The following is a 14617-nucleotide window of genomic DNA, read 5'->3' as shown; positions in this document are numbered from 1 at the left end:
CTGATGCCGATCGAGGACATCTTCACCATCACCGGCCGCGGTACCGTTGTTACCGGCCGTGTTGAGCGTGGCTCCCTGAACGTCAACGAGGACGTCGAGATCATCGGTATCCAGGAGAAGTCCATCTCCACCACCGTTACCGGTATCGAGATGTTCCGCAAGATGATGGACTACACCGAGGCTGGCGACAACTGTGGCCTGCTTCTGCGTGGTACCAAGCGTGAAGAGGTTGAGCGTGGCCAGGTTGTTATCAAGCCGGGCGCTTACACCCCTCACACCCAGTTCGAGGGTTCCGTCTACGTCCTGAAGAAGGAAGAGGGCGGCCGCCACACCCCGTTCATGGACAACTACCGTCCGCAGTTCTACTTCCGCACCACCGACGTTACCGGCGTCATCAAGCTGCCTGAGGGCACCGAGATGGTTATGCCTGGCGACAACGTCGAGATGTCCGTCGAGCTGATCCAGCCGGTCGCTATGGACGAGGGCCTGCGCTTCGCTATCCGCGAGGGCTCCCGCACCGTCGGCGCTGGCCGCGTTACCAAGATCATCAAGTAAGAGCATTTGCTTGAGCGTTTAAAGTAACGCCCTTTAAAGCCACCGCTTTCTCTTTCCGGGAAGGTGGTGGCTTTTTGCATGTCTTCCTTCCGTGCCAGTTAAGCTATGACCCATGCTTGATCCCACACGCATCGACCGCACCCTGCAGGCTCTGAAAGCTGCGTGGGAGGGGCAGCCGGAGCTCCCCTTGGGCACGCTGTTTGCAATGCTGGCCAACCAAGGCCTCGGATGGGGTGCTGACGACGCGGATATGGTTCGCGCGTTGGAGCGAATGGCGTGGTTGCATCCTCCGACACTGCCGCTTGGCGACGGCCGCGTGGAGGAAGGATTGTGGCTACTGGTCACCGAGCGTGAGCGTGTGACTATTGACGATGCAAATGTGGTTGTTCGCCGTACCGGCGATGATGGTCCGCGGCAGCCGGTGGCGTGGAAGTACTCGGCTGTTCGGCCAGTGGGACCTGGTCGACCTCTTGTTATCAAGGACTCGGAGTCCATCGAACATCGCTTTGGCGTAGTGGAGTCAATTACCCGCCTAGAGCAAGATTCACGCAGCCTTAGCGGGTTGAAAAGGCGCAGCGTAGGGGAGCGGGCGTGGCTTATCCGCACCGAGCAGGAAACCATCCTCTTGGACCATGGCTTACATGCATTCAAAATCGCACGGCGTTGCCTGCAACGTGCTGACTATTCCTGGAAGCAGATTCTGCAGTGTAGTCCCGGGAAGCCTTTGCAAGTATCGCTGTCACGTGGGGTTGCGCATGAATTTGGGGCGGTCACCGAGGTACTCCTCGCTGAATCCGCCCCTGATGCCGCCGATGGCTACATTGACTAGTCCTTCAGTGCCTTAACCTGGCTAAAGTGCAGCTTGTACACGGTATCTAGATTGGCGTCGGGAAAAGCTGAGCGGAAGTCCTTCTCGCTGGTTTCGACAGCCTTGGTTAGCTCATCTAGTGGCATATCCGCGCTGGCTTCTATCTTGTATTGCAAGGTCGGCCGCGCACGGTCATAGGCCACCAACCGGTGAACCTTCTCGACTCCGTCGAGAGCATCAAAGCTTTTGGCCACGGCACCAGCAATAGCTTGCATATTGGTGGAAATGGCGCCTTCATCATTCGAAGAATCGGATGCGACGTTGTTGAAGCGCCGGTGGCGCAAGTTCGCCACGATGAGCCAGATGCCGGCTACCGCTAGGAGCATGGTGGCTGCACCCAGCGCTACCGGCCACCAACTAGAGCTAGGCAGTGCTGCCCAAGCGTCGTGATCAACCCAGCGCGCCAGGGAAGTGGCGAAGGGAACCTCAAAATGGATGAGGATCGGCCAAAGCCCTAGCACAATGAGGACTACGGCGATGAGGAATAACAAGAAACGGTCGAATGCTGCCAAGCCCTTAGACATGATTATCGACCTCCGGGAGATTTTCTGCCTTTACTTTTAGCTGTGGGGCGCGCTCCAACGAGGAAAGGGCTTGCGATACAGCCTCTTCCACGCGGCTGACCAACAGATTGTCCTCAGTGTCGCCGTTGACGGTGATATCGACGCCGATCTTCTTCTTGCTGATTACTGCGCGGCTACGGGCAGCACTGACGCCGGGCACGCGGCGCGCAGCGGCTGAGGCTACGCGCGCGATGTCTACCGAGCGCAGCCACATCGAGGCGGTGTCGGAGGAGAGCCTGGTATGTGTCTTTTTGCGTGGTTTGAACACCGCAATGAGCAAGATAAGGCCAATGGCAATAGCGATGCCGCCGCCTATCAGCATCCAGGTTTCGACCGCGTCCTGTGACATCACGTCGATGAAAGGCTGCAGCCAGGAATTGGCTTTAGTGCTGACAGCCCACGTTTCCCTTCCGAGAAAAGCTGCGGCGCCCAAGCAAACGATTCCGAGGACAACGGCCCATTTACGGGCTGCAGGGGATGCCGCCGGCCTTTGGCCAAAGCCCTGCGGGAGAGCATCTTTCTTAGACATCCTGGCCCCCTCTGTACATAGGGTTGATTGTGATTTCGCGCAGTGGCTGTGGACGGGGCGCTACAACATGCCGAACCGGCGCGGTACCTTGCAGTGAGGCCTGGCGGACAGGTGCTGGCTCGGGTACGCGGACTGTGCGCAGCGCAACCGGGCGGGGAGCACTTACCGGACGCGGCTGCAGCGGCCGAGGAGCGGCCACGCTGCGTACGGCGACGGGATTGGGAGCGGTGACAGGGCGGACGTGGTTAGGCGTGGGCGCCGTTACCTGCAAAAGCCTAGTTGGCTCCGGGGCGCGTACGGACGCGACCTGAAGCGGAGCGCTGTCAGCGTCGATAGAGCGCACCGGTTGCGGGGCAGGCGCATCTATATTGCGTATTGGCACCGTATGGTTGGTGGTTATCGGTTTAAGCTGGCGCTCCGGAAGTGACCGCGGAGTGATTGCCCGTGGCGTTTGTCGCGCGTCGACGGCAGGGCCTGACACGCGCTCGCCCGGTACTGCTGCGGCAACGGTGACGTTGACGCGGGTGGTGCGGTAGCCGGTATAGGCCGCAACCCATTCCTCGATGGCTTTGCGGGTCGACTTCGCTACGTCTGTGACAGGACTCGGCCAGGTCACCGCGATCGAGGCATCCACCGCTAGCACCTCGGAAGCAGGATCGCTCTGGATAAGCAGGCGCGGAAATGCGCGCCCAGCTAAGCCGGCGAGCTTGGCGTCGATGGCTTCGGTCCCGGGGACGGAAGCGATGGCGCTAGTGACAATGTGTTCGAGAGCCTTGTGCGTAAACCGCAAGGTGCCATCAGTGCGCTGTTGTGGCGTGGCAGATGGCATTATCCCTGCCCTTTATCCTTGCCGATAATTCCATACCACACGGCGGTGAGGTCGATACGGCCGTCGAAGTGCGCACCTACAACACCACCGATGGCGGCAAGCAGGATGGCCAACACCGTGGGCCACAGGCCAAGGTGGATGAAAAGGCCAAAACCAGACCGGCAACAATGCCCAGCGTGGAGTAGTTCTTCATAATTTTCCTTCTTAATCTTCCAGTGCGCTGCTTAAAGCATCAGCCACGACGACATCAACGCGTTGCAGTCCCGGGCAGGCCTCGAGCGCCGCGGTGCGGGCGGCGTCCGCGATTGTGGCAACCGGAATGCGCTTCGCGACGTCGATTACAAGGTGTACCTCGATATGGCTATCGTCGCGCGGACTCGGGCGCTTTATGCCGCCGATGCGCTTGCCGGGGTAAAGCAACGCAACTTCGCCGAAAGAACCGGGATGCAGCTTGGCGACGCCCTGGATGCCTGCTACTGAGTCGACGATGCGATGTGCAGCAGCGGCATCTAGTTCAAAGCGCTCCGGAGTGGACTCCATCATTTAAATAACTGCCTTAGTCTTTGAAAGGCCTATTCCTGGCCCTGTGCCAAAGCGTTGTTGGAGGCCTGCTCGCTGGCAGTGTCTTCCTTTGGCAGTTTGACGTCGTGGACCACAACGTCAACGCGCTCAACGCCCAGGCCGGTCATGCGCTCGACAGCATTCATGATGTTGCGGCGGATAGCCTCAGCCAGCTCGTGGATAGCAACACCGTACTCGGCGATGATGGCAACTTCGATGGTGGCAACAGCGTTGTTGACCTGAACCGTTACGCCCTGGCGTACATCCTCGGATGCGCCGAAGGACTCACGGATGGATCCCATCATGCGTGCGCCGCCACCGCCCAGTGCGGCAACGCCGGAAACCTCGCGGGCGGCGATGCCAGCGATCTTGGAAACCACGGCGTCGTCGATAGTGGTGGTGCCGTACTCGGTTTCCAGGTTCTTGTTGACCTCCGGGGCAGCAGCGGCGGTGTTTGCCTGCTCGGTGGAAGTTGCTGCGTTCTGTGCGGTGTTCTGGGCAGCGTTCTGATCAGTATTCGCTGGGGTATTAGCGGTCATTGTGCTTATTCCTTATCTATAGGGACTTGATTGCGGGAAGTTTCGCCTTAACAAGAAAGCTACCTTTCCGAGCCTATATCTGAATGCGGACATTGTGGGGTGCTGAGGTGCAATCTTTTGGAAAACGTGACTTTGCACACGGTTTGGAAAAAAGTTTGGAAAACGCGCGATTACATGCTTAAATACAAGGGTTGCTTTAACACAACGGCGTTTGGAAATCGTGGGTGAAACACCCCCGATATTCAACAAAGTTGCTGGTAAAGCGAACATGACACCTTCGCAGGTGGGCACTTTTTAAGTGTGTGCCGAGAAGGTCATTCAATCGGGCTAGGTCCGCGTTTAGTAGAGACATCCCGAGCGAATGGACCGGAGAAGGGGCATGGCAAATAAACAGCGGCAGTATATGAATTGGATTTGTGCCTCCACGTGTAATGCGTGAGGAACCGTCCTCTTTCTATAGAACTTTGACTTACGGGTCTTGTACCCCGTCGAAAGCACTGCAACCAGGTTTATTGCCAGGTCGCAACTTTTGGTCGTCATGACAGTCAGACAACTGGCGTTGCGCCCAGGCCCTAGAGTCCGGACAACGTTATAGAGAAATCGAGAAGCAATTCCCACCGCTTCACGCCCCGGATACGCCGGGAATGTGAATGTGGGGTAGCGAGGAAGAGGATAAGCGTGGCGGGACAAAAAATCCGCATTCGGCTGAAGGCCTATGATCACGAGGCTATCGACGCTTCTGCAAAGAAGATCGTCGAGACCGTTACCCGTACGGGTGCTCGTGTTGTTGGCCCAGTGCCGCTCCCAACCGAGAAGAACGTATACGCCGTTATTCGTTCTCCGCACAAGTACAAGGACTCTCGCGAGCACTTCGAGATGCGCACTCACAAGCGCCTCATCGACATTCTCGACCCGACCCCGAAGACCGTTGACGCTTTGATGCGCATCGACCTTCCGGCCAGCGTCGACGTAAACATTCAGTAGTGTAAAGCGATCGACGAATAGATATTTGGTGGAGAACTAACAATGAGTGAAAACGAGATCAAGGGCATTCTGGGCAAGAAGCTCGGCATGACCCAGATCTTCGACGAGGAAAACCGCGTTGTACCGGTTACCGTCGTTGAAGCTGGGCCGTGCGTTGTTACCCAGATTCGCACCGCAGAAACCGATGGCTACAACGCCATCCAGATCGCATTTGGCGAAATCGACCCACGCAAGGCAAACAAGCCTGCCGCAGGTCACTTCAAGAAGGCTGGCGTAACCCCACGTCGCCACGTTGCCGAAATCCGCATGGATGACACCTCTGCTTACGAGGTTGGCCAGGAAGTTACCGCTGACATCTTCGAGGGCATCACCTTCGTTGACGTCACCGGCACGACCAAGGGCCACGGCTACGCTGGCGCCATGAAGCGCCACGGCTTCGCAGGTCAGGGTGCTGCCCACGGTAACCAGGCTGCTCACCGCCGCGTCGGCGGCATCGGCGCCTGCGCTACCCCGGCTCGCGTCTTCAAGGGCACCCGCATGGCTGGCCGCATGGGCCACGACCGTGTGACCACCCAGAACCTGAAGATTCAGAAGATCGATGCCGAGTCCAACCTGCTGCTCATCAAGGGTGCTATCCCTGGTGCACGCGGTGGCCTCGTCACCGTTAAGACCGCAGTGAAGGGCGGTGCACACGCATGAGCAACCTCAAGCTAGACGTCCAGACCGCTGAGGGTAAGACCAACGGCTCTGTCGAGCTGCCAGCAGAGATCTTTGACACCGAGGCATCCATCGCTTTGATGCACCAGGTTGTCAACGCTCAGCTTGCTGCTGCGCGCCAGGGCACCCACAAGGCAAAGACCCGTGGCGAGGTTTCCGGCGGTGGCCGTAAGCCTTTCCGCCAGAAGGGCACCGGTCGTGCACGCCAGGGCTCGATCCGCGCACCGCACTACGCAGGTGGCGGCATCTCCCACGGCCCGGTTCCGCGCGACTACGCACAGCGCACCCCTAAGAAGATGATCAAGGCTGCTCTCTTTGGTGCACTGTCCGACCGCGCTCGCAACGAGCGTATCCACGTAATCGAAGAGCTCGTCCCGGGCCAGACCCCGTCCACCAAGGCGGCTAAGGCTTTCATCGAGCGTCTGACCGAGCGCAAGAACGTGCTGCTCGTTGTCGGCCGCGAGGACATCAACGCTCGCCGCAGCGCCAACAACCTGCCTAACGTCCAGATCCTGGACGCAGGCCAGCTGAACACCTACGACGTCCTTTACTCTGACGACGTTGTGTTCTCCGTTGAGGCTCTGCACACCTTCGTCGCTCGCGCTCAGGGTGCGAACGAGGAAGTTAAGGAGGAGAAGTAATGGCTAAGCTCGCTAACCCGCGTGACATTGTCATCGCACCGGTCGTTTCCGAGAAGTCCTACGGCCTGATGGAGCAGAACGTCTACACGTTCTACGTCTCCACGGACTCCAACAAGACCCAGATCAAAGATGCCATCGAGCAGATCTTCGGCGTAAAGGTTGACTCCGTGAACACCGTCAACCGTGCAGGTAAGCGTAAGCGCACCCGCACCGGTTTCGGTCAGCGTAAGTCCACCAAGCGCGCTTATGTGACGCTTCGCGAAGGCAGCGACTCCATCGACATCTTCGGCGGCGGCGCTTAAGCGCCACCGGAGAGCCGAAAGGAAAAGGAAGAATTATGGCTATTCGTAAGTACAAGCCGACAACTCCGGGTCGCCGCGCATCCTCCGTGTCCGAGTTCGAGGAGATCACTCGTTCCACTCCGGAGAAGTCCCTGCTGCGCCCGCTGACCAAGACTGGTGGTCGTAACAACTACGGCCGCATCACCACCCGCCACATCGGCGGTGGCCACAAACGTCGTTACCGTCTGATCGACTTCCGTCGTACGGACAAGGACGGTATCCCGGCAAAGGTTGCTCACATCGAGTACGACCCGAACCGCACCGCAAACATCGCTCTTCTGCACTACGCAGATGGCGAGAAGCGCTACATCATCGCCCCTAAGGGCCTGAAGCAGGGCACCATCGTTGAGGCCGGCGCTAACGCCGACATCAAGGTTGGTAACAACCTGCCGCTGCGCAACATCCCAACCGGTACCACCATCCACGCTGTGGAGCTCAAGCCGGGCGCAGGCGCTAAGCTTGCTCGCTCCGCTGGTGCTTCCATCCAGCTGCTGGGTAAGGAAGGCAAGTACGCAATCCTGCGTATGCCGTCCTCCGAGATCCGCCGCGTCGACATCCGTTGCCGCGCAACCGTGGGTGAGGTCGGTAACGCTGACCAGATGAACATCCGTTGGGGTAAGGCCGGCCGTATGCGCTGGAAGGGCGTTCGCCCGACCGTCCGTGGTGTCGTCATGAACCCGGTTGACCACCCACACGGTGGTGGTGAGGGTAAGACCTCCGGTGGTCGCCACCCTGTGTCCCCATGGGGCAAGAAGGAGGGTCGCACCCGCAACCCGAACCGTTACTCGAACAACATGATCGTGCGCCGTCGTCGCCCGAACAAGAAGCGCTAAGAGGAGGTAAACAATGCCACGCAGCCTTAAGAAAGGCCCGTTCGTCGATGAGCACCTCCTCAACAAGGTGGATGCTCAGAACGAGGCTGGCACCAAGCAGGTCATCAAGACCTGGTCTCGCCGCTCGACCATTCTGCCTGACTTCATCGGTCACACCTTCGCCGTCCATGACGGCCGTAAGCACGTGCCGGTGTTCGTAGAGGACTCCATGGTCGGCCACAAGCTCGGTGAGTTCGCACCAACCAAGACCTTCAAGGGTCACATCAAGGACGATAAGAAGGGACGTCGATAAGCGATGAGTGAAACCATCACCTCCGCATCCGCAACGGCCCGCTACGTCCGCGTTACTCCGATGAAGGCACGCCGTGTCATCGATCTGGTTCGCGGCAAGTCCGTAGCCGAGGCACTTGCAATCCTGAAGTACGCTCCGCAGGGCGCTGCTAAGCCAGTCGCTAAGGTTGTTGCTTCTGCAGCTGCTAACGCTGAGAACAACTTCGGTCTGGACCCACGCACCCTGGTCGTCTCCGAGGCATACGCCAACGAGGGCCCGACCATGCGTCGTTTCCAGCCACGCGCACAGGGCCGTGCATTCATGATTCGTAAGCGCACCAGCCACATCACCGTGGTGGTCGAGAGCCAGAAGGAAGGGGCCAAGTAATGGGCCAGAAAATCCATCCTCACGGCCTACGTTTGGGCATCACTTCCGACTGGAAGACCCACTGGTTCGCCGATAAGGACTACGCGAACTACGTAGCCGAAGACATCAAGATCCGTCAGTACCTCGAGAAGGGCCTCGACCGCGCCGGCATTGCCGACGTCGTTATCGAGCGCACCCGTGACCGCGTACGCGTCGACATTCACACCGCCCGCCCAGGCATCGTGATCGGCCGCAGCGGTGCTGAGGCAGACCGCATCCGCCGCGAGCTCGAGAAGCTCACCGGCAAGATGGTCGCCCTCAACATTCTCGAGGTCAAGCAGGTCGACGCAAACGCAACCCTCGTTGCTCAGTCCGTCGCCGAGCAGCTGGTTAACCGTGTTGCATTCCGTCGTGCAATGCGCAAGGCTATCCAGTCCGCTATGCGCCAGCCGCAGGTCAAGGGTATTAAGATCCTCTTGAACGGTCGTCTGGGCGGCGCCGAGATGTCCCGTACCGAGCGCTACCACGAGGGTCGCGTTCCGCTGCACACTCTTCGCGCCGAGATCGACTACGGCACCGCAGAGGCTCACACCACCTTCGGCCGCATTGGCATCAAGGTGTGGATCTACAAGGGTGACGTCGTCGGTGGCGTACGCGAATCCGAACTGAACGCTCCGGCGCAGGGCCGTGGCCGCGGTGACCGTAACGGTCGTCCGCGCCGTGGTGGCCAGCGTCGTCAGCGCGCACAGCAGAAGCAGGAGGGCTAATCCATGCTGATTCCTAAGCGCGTTAAGTACCGCCGCCAGCACCGTCCTACCCGTACCGGTGTTTCCAAGGGCGGTAACCGCATCAACTTTGGTGATTACGCAATCCAGGCTCTCGAGCCGGCTTACATCACCAACCGTCAGATTGAGGCCGCACGTATTGCCATCAACCGCCACGTCAAGCGTGGTGGCAAGGTGTGGATCAACATCTTCCCGGACCGTCCGTTGACCCAGAAGCCGCTCGGCGTTCGTATGGGTTCCGGTAAGGGCCCGGTTGAGAAGTGGGTCGCCAACGTTAAGCCGGGCCGCGTCCTCTTCGAGATGTCCTACCCGAACGAGGCCACCGCAATTGAGGCACTGCGCCGCGCAGGCCAGAAGCTTCCTTGCAAGGTCCGCATCATCAAGAAGGAGGACCAGTTCTAATGGCAACCGGTACCCCCGCCCACGAGTTCCGTGAGCTCGACAACGCTGAGCTGGAAAAGCGTCTGCAGGATGCGAAGGAAGAGCTGTTCAACCTTCGTTTCCAGAAGGCTACCGGCCAGCTGACCAACAACCGCCGCATCGGCACGGTTAAGCGCGACATTGCCCGCATCTACACCGTTCTTCGCGAGCGCGAGCTGGGCCTGTCCGTAGTTCCGGGAGCTGAGGCTTAATCATGAGTGAGGCAAACGTGAACGAAGTAAAGAAGGAGCGCGGTGCTCGCAAGACCCGCATCGGTATCGTAGTTTCCGACAAGATGGATAAGACCATCGTCGTCGAGCTCGAGGATCGCAAGCAGCACGCGCTTTACGGCAAGATCATGCGCTCTAACAAGAAGGTTAAGGCACATGACGAGAACGAGACCGCCGGCGTCGGCGACCGCGTTCTGATCGCCGAGACCCGCCCGCTGTCTAAGGACAAGCACTTCCGTCTCGTCGAGGTCGTTGAGAAGGCTAAGTAAAACCTAGCTTTTCAACACTTAAGCCGGCCGAGCTTTTCCTCCTTTAGGAAGAAGGCTCGGCCGGCTTTTCATATGCGCGTATTTTTTAAGCGTTCGTCGCGCTGCCCGGTATAGCAACGTATCTAGCGTGGTCTCCCAGTAGACAGTGTCGATGCCGACACCGCGGTCGTCGCAAAGCGTGTCTGCTCTATCGGCATAGCGGGATAGTGCCGTCATACTCTGCTTGTTGGTAGACCAAGTCTTGGCCAGGATGGGGCATTTCAACCGCATTGCGGCGGTGCAGATATGGCGCACATACGCGTTAGTGAGTCCGTGCTTGCGCCATTCGGGCGCGGTGACCGCGGTGCTCACGTATAGGTAGCTTTGGCCCTGCCATTGATAGGGATAGTAATAAGCGCAGAACCCTGCCAACTTGTTGTTGCGGGTGACCGTGATGATGGTGGCCTTTTCGATCAACGACTCGTAATAGTCTTTGATTCCCGTATTCGCTCCCTGGCTGTCCCAGTCGGTCTGTCCAACGGCCGCGCGCTGCGAGAGCGGGGGAGTGAAGTCCTTGTCGCAACGAGTTAGAAGTTCGAAGAGTTCTTTTGCTTCGCCGACGGGAATCTGTCCTGGTTTGTAGTGGCCCATTAGCGTAGTCTCCAATCTCTTTAAAAGTGGTAGTTTGTAACGCATGGTAGAGACTATCGCTAAAACGCATTGGTCGCATCTATTAACACTGTGTGCCGGAATTATGACGTTGTATATGAATACGACCATGGTTGCGGTTGCCCTGCCAGCATTGACGAACTCACTAGGTGCGAGCCCCGCGGAAGCCGCATGGGTTGTCTCCGCATACAATGTCGCCTTCCTTGCGGTATTGCTGCCGTGCGGGCTCTTCGGCGACAGGCTCGGACATAAACGTCTACTCCTCTTAGGAAGCATGGTCTTTCTTGTATCAGCGCTCGTGTGCGCGCTTGCTCCGTCGGCCATCTGGCTCATTGTCGGACGTGCGGGCATGGGACTTGCGGCCTCGGTGTTTACGCCGATGTCGCTGGCCCTTTTGCCCACGGTGATAGAGCCTTCCGACATGGCACTGGCCAATAGTTTGTGGACCGCCGCCGGTGGTGTTGGCGCTCCTTTAGGTCCGCTCCTGGGTGGCTGGATTATTCATGCTTTAGGCTGGCGTGGCATCTTCTGGCTTGACGTCGTTGTCATCGCCCTTGTCTTTTTCGGCTGTAGCCGACTGCCGAAGGCAAGGGCTGTTCCTTCCCATCCGGTGCTGCCTTGGGTACAGATCTTGCTCTCTGCCTTTGGTTTCCTTGTTCTCACGGTTGGCATGATTAACGTCGGCGGCAAGGTCTCATTTAGTGCGGTTTGGTTACCAATTCTGATTGGGTTGGCTGCTTTGGCACTGGCCCTGGTCTTCGGCGGAAGGAGCGATCAAGCGCTCGTGGACTTGGGGCTTTTGAACAATCCGCGCTTCCTCGTGAATACTGTGACCCTGTTCTTTATCAACTTGGTGCTTTTCGGGCTGCTTTATGTCACTCCGCACTACCTGCAGAATATCTTGGGCAACTCGCCTGCCCGGGGTGGCTTGATGCTTATGCCTTTGGCCGGCACTGCCATCGTTGGCGCCTTGGCAGCCGGGCTGTTGGTGCGGCGAAGCAAGATTGGGCGGTGGCTTCTGCCTAGCTCGATTTTCCTCGTCGCCGGGGGGCTGCTGGTTGGTGCGTTGACGAGTCCATCCAGCGGATATGGATATTTGGCCGCGGGGTTAAGCCTTGCCGGCTTTGGTGTGGGGGCGGGTCAATCCTTGGCTTTGCAGGAGGCGATGGCGCAGGTTCACCCGGAGCGCCGGGGAAGTGGTGCCTCGTTGGTTAATACAATTCGGCAGCTTGGCTCGCTCCTAGGCGTTGCTTTCATCGCCTCACTCGTAATTAACTTGGCAGGCGAGCCGGCTAGCGACGCCTCCTATATCCATGCGATGGATAGCGTCTTTGTCCTGTGTAGCGCTGCTTGTGTTTTAACGGGATTTGCGTTGTTATTCATGCACACGAGGCAGCAGAAATTATAGAGTTAAGGCATGGTGTCACGTCCTTTAGAATCTTCGTCTTCGGACAATCTTGGGCTTAATCGTCGCGACCGAAAGAAACTTATGACGCGGCGCGCGATCCGAAGTGCGGCGCTCGAGCTTTTTGCAGAGCGTGGATATGACGACGTCACCGTGGCTGAAATTACCGAAGCCGCTGATGTCTCAGCGATGACCTTCTACCGCCACTTTGGCACGAAAGAAGCCGTTATCACCAGTGTCATCATCAGCCCCGAAGCAACAAAGGTTCTGGTGGACATCGCGCAGATGACTGATTATAAGAACTTGGAGGCAGCGCTCCGCGAACTCTTCAGCGATGCCGATGCGTGGGGAGGACAGCTCGCAGATCGAGTCCTTCTGTTGCGTGAAAATCCTTCGTTGCTGGGCCATATCTGGCAGCACTCGGACCAGTGGGTGGACTGCGTCCTAGCTGAGACGGGCACCAGCATTATCGACCGCACCCGTGCCCGCAGTCTGATCGGCATCTTCATCGAATGCATCGCAGGTTGGTCCGAGCGCAGGGATTTTCCAAAGAAAGCCGGCCTCAAAGAGCTTTTAATTCAGACCATCCCAGCAACTCTCGCGCCGCATCCGAGTTAACGACCCCCGAGCGGTCTCTGCTCGCAAAGACAACCTTTGAAATAGTCTTTAAGAAAACCTGCTCACCGCGGAAGTCGTCGGGTCGTAGTGCACGCCGGCACGCATTCCCGTCCAACCAATGAACGGTTCTGCGCTTAGCGTGATGGGCTTGTGCACGTGCCCAAGCACCCACGTCGCACCGCTTTCTTGCAGATCCTCTAGCTTGCACGGCAGGCAAGGCTTACGGCTGAATTCACCGTGCACAGAGGTGTGAAGCAGTCCCAGGCCATTGAAGCTGGGGATTTCGATCTCTCGTGGGTCAGGGTCGGTGGCCACGCCGCAGGTCCACGCCTGCACACCGTCGATTTCGAAGAAGTGCGGTTCGGTCCCGTGCGCGATGATTCCTTCGGGCCATTTATAGTCATGGTGATCATGCGCGTTCCTTTTGTTGCCAGGAAGTGACGAGTACGAGGACGATAATTGAAGTTCCAACCCCCATAAGGGTCATTGCCATGGCCTCGGCGCGGTGGCCTTGATCGAATTGGTTCATGATCCAGGACGCGAGCAGGTTGATGTTGTTCCGGCGCACCAGCGAAGAATCACGAGTTCACGGAATCCTGCGAAGAAAGCCAGAATCCAGCCTGCTGCGATACCCGGTGTAAGCAAAGGCAGCGTGATCCGGAAGAAGGTCTGGTGCCCCTTGGCACCGGAGACCTTCGCCGCTTCGTAGACGGTGTGGGAGACCGCCGCGGCAGATTCGCCGATTTCCACAATCCTCACCGCCCCAGGGCGTTAAGCTAAAACGCTGTCTCCTATTTCCTTATGTGTTTTGAGGTCCAATCATGCGCCGCTATGTTTCCTTACTCTGTGTTGCAGCCCTAGCGCTTTCTGGCTGCAGTAATTCCGGAAAAAACGACTCCGCTAAAGAAACAGAGAAGATGTTCAATACGATGGCGCCACAAAGTTCAGCAGAGGCGGATTCCCAAGAATCCAAGGCGTCAGAAGAATCGAAGAAACCAGCGGTGGTCATTGAAGACGGCATCTTGAAGATGACGGGCAAGGTTGTAAAGAAGAAAGGTCGTGAGACCCTAGGCTCGCAGCCTGAATCCGGATTCCCTGAAAGCGAGCTCAACGGCGACTATTGGATCCTCGAATTTGATGCTCCGGGGGAGGTCACCGGGAACAGGGCAAATTACAAGGAAACCCGTTGGATCGATAGCGGCTTGCTTGCATCGCACTACAGCACGCACGAGGAAAGCCGCGAAAAGGCAGAGCCGTGGGTGGGCAAGCATGTGACAGTGTCGATCGCTGCTGACAAAGTTGGTTGGCAAAATGATGCCTCTTTGCCGAACGGCCCGCTTCGTCTGGGCACCAGCTTTGAAATCGAAGCTGCTGAATAACAAGAACTCCTTGTGGCTGCGCAGAGCTACTACAAGGAGTTCTTGATGTCTTTCGGGGAGCCAAAGGCAGTTTTGCCGATTAATGCTTGACCGGAGTAACGCGGCCAGCCCGCCAATCCAGGAAGGCCATGGCGGCGCAGAAGATGTTGAGCACGGCGCTGGTGCCCAGGGTGAAGGTACCTACCTTGTACATGGTGGTGCCGGCGGCGTCGAAGTTGTTGAAGATGATAAGCCAGCAGATCCAGCCGATGAGCGCGGTCAACGCA

General features: G+C 58.1%; 25 protein-coding genes and 1 pseudogene. 17 read left to right on the top strand and 9 right to left on the bottom strand.

The window, feature by feature from the left end:
• Positions 1–555: EF-Tu C-terminal domain-related protein (locus HMPREF2724_RS11420; RefSeq protein ID WP_246818262.1), on the top strand; the 555-nt coding region annotated here is incomplete at its 5' end.
• A 112-nt stretch (positions 556–667) separates the two neighbouring features.
• Positions 668–1384, top strand: a complete 717-nt coding sequence (locus tag HMPREF2724_RS11415) for a hypothetical protein (RefSeq protein ID WP_061920478.1) — start codon at positions 668–670, stop codon at positions 1382–1384.
• On the opposite strand, the gene HMPREF2724_RS11410 is transcribed toward HMPREF2724_RS11415, so the two are convergent.
• Genes HMPREF2724_RS11410 through HMPREF2724_RS11400 form a run of 3 tightly spaced genes read right to left on the bottom strand, consistent with a single transcriptional unit; the run spans position 1381 to position 3344 of the window.
• Positions 1381–1947: an Asp23/Gls24 family envelope stress response protein gene (locus HMPREF2724_RS11410; RefSeq protein ID WP_061920480.1), complete on the bottom strand. Its 567-nt coding sequence runs from the start codon at positions 1945–1947 to the stop codon at positions 1381–1383. The genes HMPREF2724_RS11415 and HMPREF2724_RS11410 overlap by 4 nt on opposite strands.
• Complete coding sequence (locus HMPREF2724_RS11405) at positions 1940–2515, bottom strand: DUF6286 domain-containing protein (RefSeq protein WP_061920482.1); 576 nt, start codon at positions 2513–2515, stop codon at positions 1940–1942. The genes HMPREF2724_RS11410 and HMPREF2724_RS11405 overlap by 8 nt, the downstream gene beginning before the upstream one ends.
• Entirely contained in the window at positions 2508–3344 is an 837-nt protein-coding gene (locus tag HMPREF2724_RS11400) for an Asp23/Gls24 family envelope stress response protein (protein ID WP_061920483.1), read from the bottom strand. The genes HMPREF2724_RS11405 and HMPREF2724_RS11400 overlap by 8 nt, the downstream gene beginning before the upstream one ends.
• Here HMPREF2724_RS11400 and HMPREF2724_RS13535 point away from each other — a divergent pair.
• Positions 3338–3529, top strand: a complete 192-nt coding sequence (locus HMPREF2724_RS13535) for a hypothetical protein (protein ID WP_210386707.1) — start codon at positions 3338–3340, stop codon at positions 3527–3529. The two genes, HMPREF2724_RS11400 and HMPREF2724_RS13535, sit on opposite strands and share 7 nt — an antisense overlap.
• A gap of 19 nt (positions 3530–3548) precedes the next feature.
• Here the strand turns inward: HMPREF2724_RS13535 and HMPREF2724_RS11390 are convergent, their stop codons facing one another.
• Entirely contained in the window at positions 3549–3887 is a 339-nt protein-coding gene (locus HMPREF2724_RS11390; RefSeq protein WP_235590995.1) for a hypothetical protein, read from the bottom strand.
• Between the two features lie 29 nt (positions 3888–3916).
• Entirely contained in the window at positions 3917–4444 is a 528-nt protein-coding gene (locus HMPREF2724_RS11385) for an Asp23/Gls24 family envelope stress response protein (RefSeq protein ID WP_061920488.1), read from the bottom strand.
• Positions 4445–5122: 678 nt separating this feature from the next.
• On the opposite strand from HMPREF2724_RS11385, the gene rpsJ reads away from it, so the two are divergent.
• From rpsJ to rpsQ, 11 genes are read left to right on the top strand one after another with little or no spacing between them, the layout of a single operon-like run.
• Positions 5123–5428 (top strand): 30S ribosomal protein S10, encoded by a 306-nt coding sequence (gene rpsJ / locus HMPREF2724_RS11380; protein ID WP_003848085.1) that lies wholly within the window; start codon positions 5123–5125, stop codon positions 5426–5428.
• Between the two features lie 42 nt (positions 5429–5470).
• On the top strand, positions 5471–6127 hold the full coding sequence (gene rplC, locus HMPREF2724_RS11375) for a 50S ribosomal protein L3 (protein WP_061920490.1): 657 nt from the start codon (positions 5471–5473) through the stop codon (positions 6125–6127).
• Entirely contained in the window at positions 6124–6786 is a 663-nt protein-coding gene (rplD, locus tag HMPREF2724_RS11370) for a 50S ribosomal protein L4 (RefSeq protein WP_061920492.1), read from the top strand. The genes rplC and rplD overlap by 4 nt, the downstream gene beginning before the upstream one ends.
• Positions 6786–7088 (top strand): 50S ribosomal protein L23, encoded by a 303-nt coding sequence (rplW, locus tag HMPREF2724_RS11365; RefSeq protein ID WP_061920494.1) that lies wholly within the window; start codon positions 6786–6788, stop codon positions 7086–7088. The genes rplD and rplW overlap by 1 nt, the downstream gene beginning before the upstream one ends.
• 35 nt (positions 7089–7123) lie before the next feature.
• Positions 7124–7960 carry a 50S ribosomal protein L2 gene (gene rplB / locus HMPREF2724_RS11360; protein ID WP_061920496.1) on the top strand — a complete coding sequence of 279 codons (837 nt, stop codon included), beginning with the start codon at positions 7124–7126 and terminating at the stop codon, positions 7958–7960.
• Between the two features lie 13 nt (positions 7961–7973).
• Positions 7974–8252, top strand: coding sequence for a 30S ribosomal protein S19 (rpsS, locus tag HMPREF2724_RS11355; RefSeq protein WP_005527741.1), 279 nt, complete (start codon positions 7974–7976; stop codon positions 8250–8252).
• 3 nt (positions 8253–8255) lie between these two features.
• Entirely contained in the window at positions 8256–8618 is a 363-nt protein-coding gene (gene rplV, locus HMPREF2724_RS11350) for a 50S ribosomal protein L22 (RefSeq protein WP_061920498.1), read from the top strand.
• Positions 8618–9364: a 30S ribosomal protein S3 gene (rpsC, locus tag HMPREF2724_RS11345; RefSeq protein WP_070588625.1), complete on the top strand. Its 747-nt coding sequence runs from the start codon at positions 8618–8620 to the stop codon at positions 9362–9364. Before rplV ends, rpsC begins: the two co-directional genes overlap by 1 nt.
• A gap of 3 nt (positions 9365–9367) precedes the next feature.
• Complete coding sequence (gene rplP / locus HMPREF2724_RS11340) at positions 9368–9784, top strand: 50S ribosomal protein L16 (protein ID WP_061920502.1); 417 nt, start codon at positions 9368–9370, stop codon at positions 9782–9784.
• A complete protein-coding gene (gene rpmC, locus HMPREF2724_RS11335) occupies positions 9784–10014 on the top strand; it encodes a 50S ribosomal protein L29 (protein ID WP_061920505.1) in 231 nt (76 codons plus the stop codon). Before rplP ends, rpmC begins: the two co-directional genes overlap by 1 nt.
• Positions 10015–10016: 2 nt before the next feature.
• Positions 10017–10301, top strand: a complete 285-nt coding sequence (gene rpsQ, locus HMPREF2724_RS11330; RefSeq protein ID WP_061920507.1) for a 30S ribosomal protein S17 — start codon at positions 10017–10019, stop codon at positions 10299–10301.
• A gap of 18 nt (positions 10302–10319) precedes the next feature.
• Here rpsQ and HMPREF2724_RS11325 read toward each other — a convergent pair whose 3' ends face one another.
• Positions 10320–10931 (bottom strand): GNAT family N-acetyltransferase, encoded by a 612-nt coding sequence (locus HMPREF2724_RS11325; RefSeq protein ID WP_061920509.1) that lies wholly within the window; start codon positions 10929–10931, stop codon positions 10320–10322.
• A gap of 43 nt (positions 10932–10974) precedes the next feature.
• Here HMPREF2724_RS11325 and HMPREF2724_RS11320 point away from each other — a divergent pair, with 43 nt between their 5' ends.
• Positions 10975–12357: an MFS transporter gene (locus tag HMPREF2724_RS11320; protein ID WP_061920511.1), complete on the top strand. Its 1383-nt coding sequence runs from the start codon at positions 10975–10977 to the stop codon at positions 12355–12357.
• 9 nt (positions 12358–12366) lie between these two features.
• Positions 12367–12972, top strand: coding sequence for a TetR/AcrR family transcriptional regulator (locus HMPREF2724_RS11315; protein ID WP_061920513.1), 606 nt, complete (start codon positions 12367–12369; stop codon positions 12970–12972).
• Between the two features lie 48 nt (positions 12973–13020).
• Here the strand turns inward: HMPREF2724_RS11315 and HMPREF2724_RS11310 are convergent, their stop codons facing one another.
• Together HMPREF2724_RS11310 and HMPREF2724_RS13345 are read right to left on the bottom strand one after the other, a co-directional pair.
• Positions 13021–13308, bottom strand: a complete 288-nt coding sequence (locus HMPREF2724_RS11310; RefSeq protein WP_096336246.1) for a metallophosphoesterase family protein — start codon at positions 13306–13308, stop codon at positions 13021–13023.
• A gap of 189 nt (positions 13309–13497) precedes the next feature.
• Positions 13498–13722 carry an ABC transporter permease subunit gene (locus tag HMPREF2724_RS13345; RefSeq protein ID WP_235590997.1) on the bottom strand — a complete coding sequence of 75 codons (225 nt, stop codon included), beginning with the start codon at positions 13720–13722 and terminating at the stop codon, positions 13498–13500.
• Positions 13723–13793: 71 nt separating this feature from the next.
• Between HMPREF2724_RS13345 and HMPREF2724_RS11305 the strand changes: the two genes are divergently transcribed.
• On the top strand, positions 13794–14351 hold the full coding sequence (locus HMPREF2724_RS11305; RefSeq protein WP_141741016.1) for a hypothetical protein: 558 nt from the start codon (positions 13794–13796) through the stop codon (positions 14349–14351).
• Positions 14352–14430: 79 nt separating this feature from the next.
• Here the strand turns inward: HMPREF2724_RS11305 and HMPREF2724_RS11300 are convergent.
• A pseudogene (locus HMPREF2724_RS11300) lies at positions 14431–14617 on the bottom strand (multidrug transporter); the annotation flags it as partial.

The organism is Corynebacterium sp. HMSC071F07, from assembly GCF_001810285.1.
Classification (GTDB): Bacteria; Actinomycetota; Actinomycetes; order Mycobacteriales; family Mycobacteriaceae; genus Corynebacterium; species Corynebacterium simulans.
This window is presented reverse-complemented; position numbering and strand designations above follow the sequence as displayed.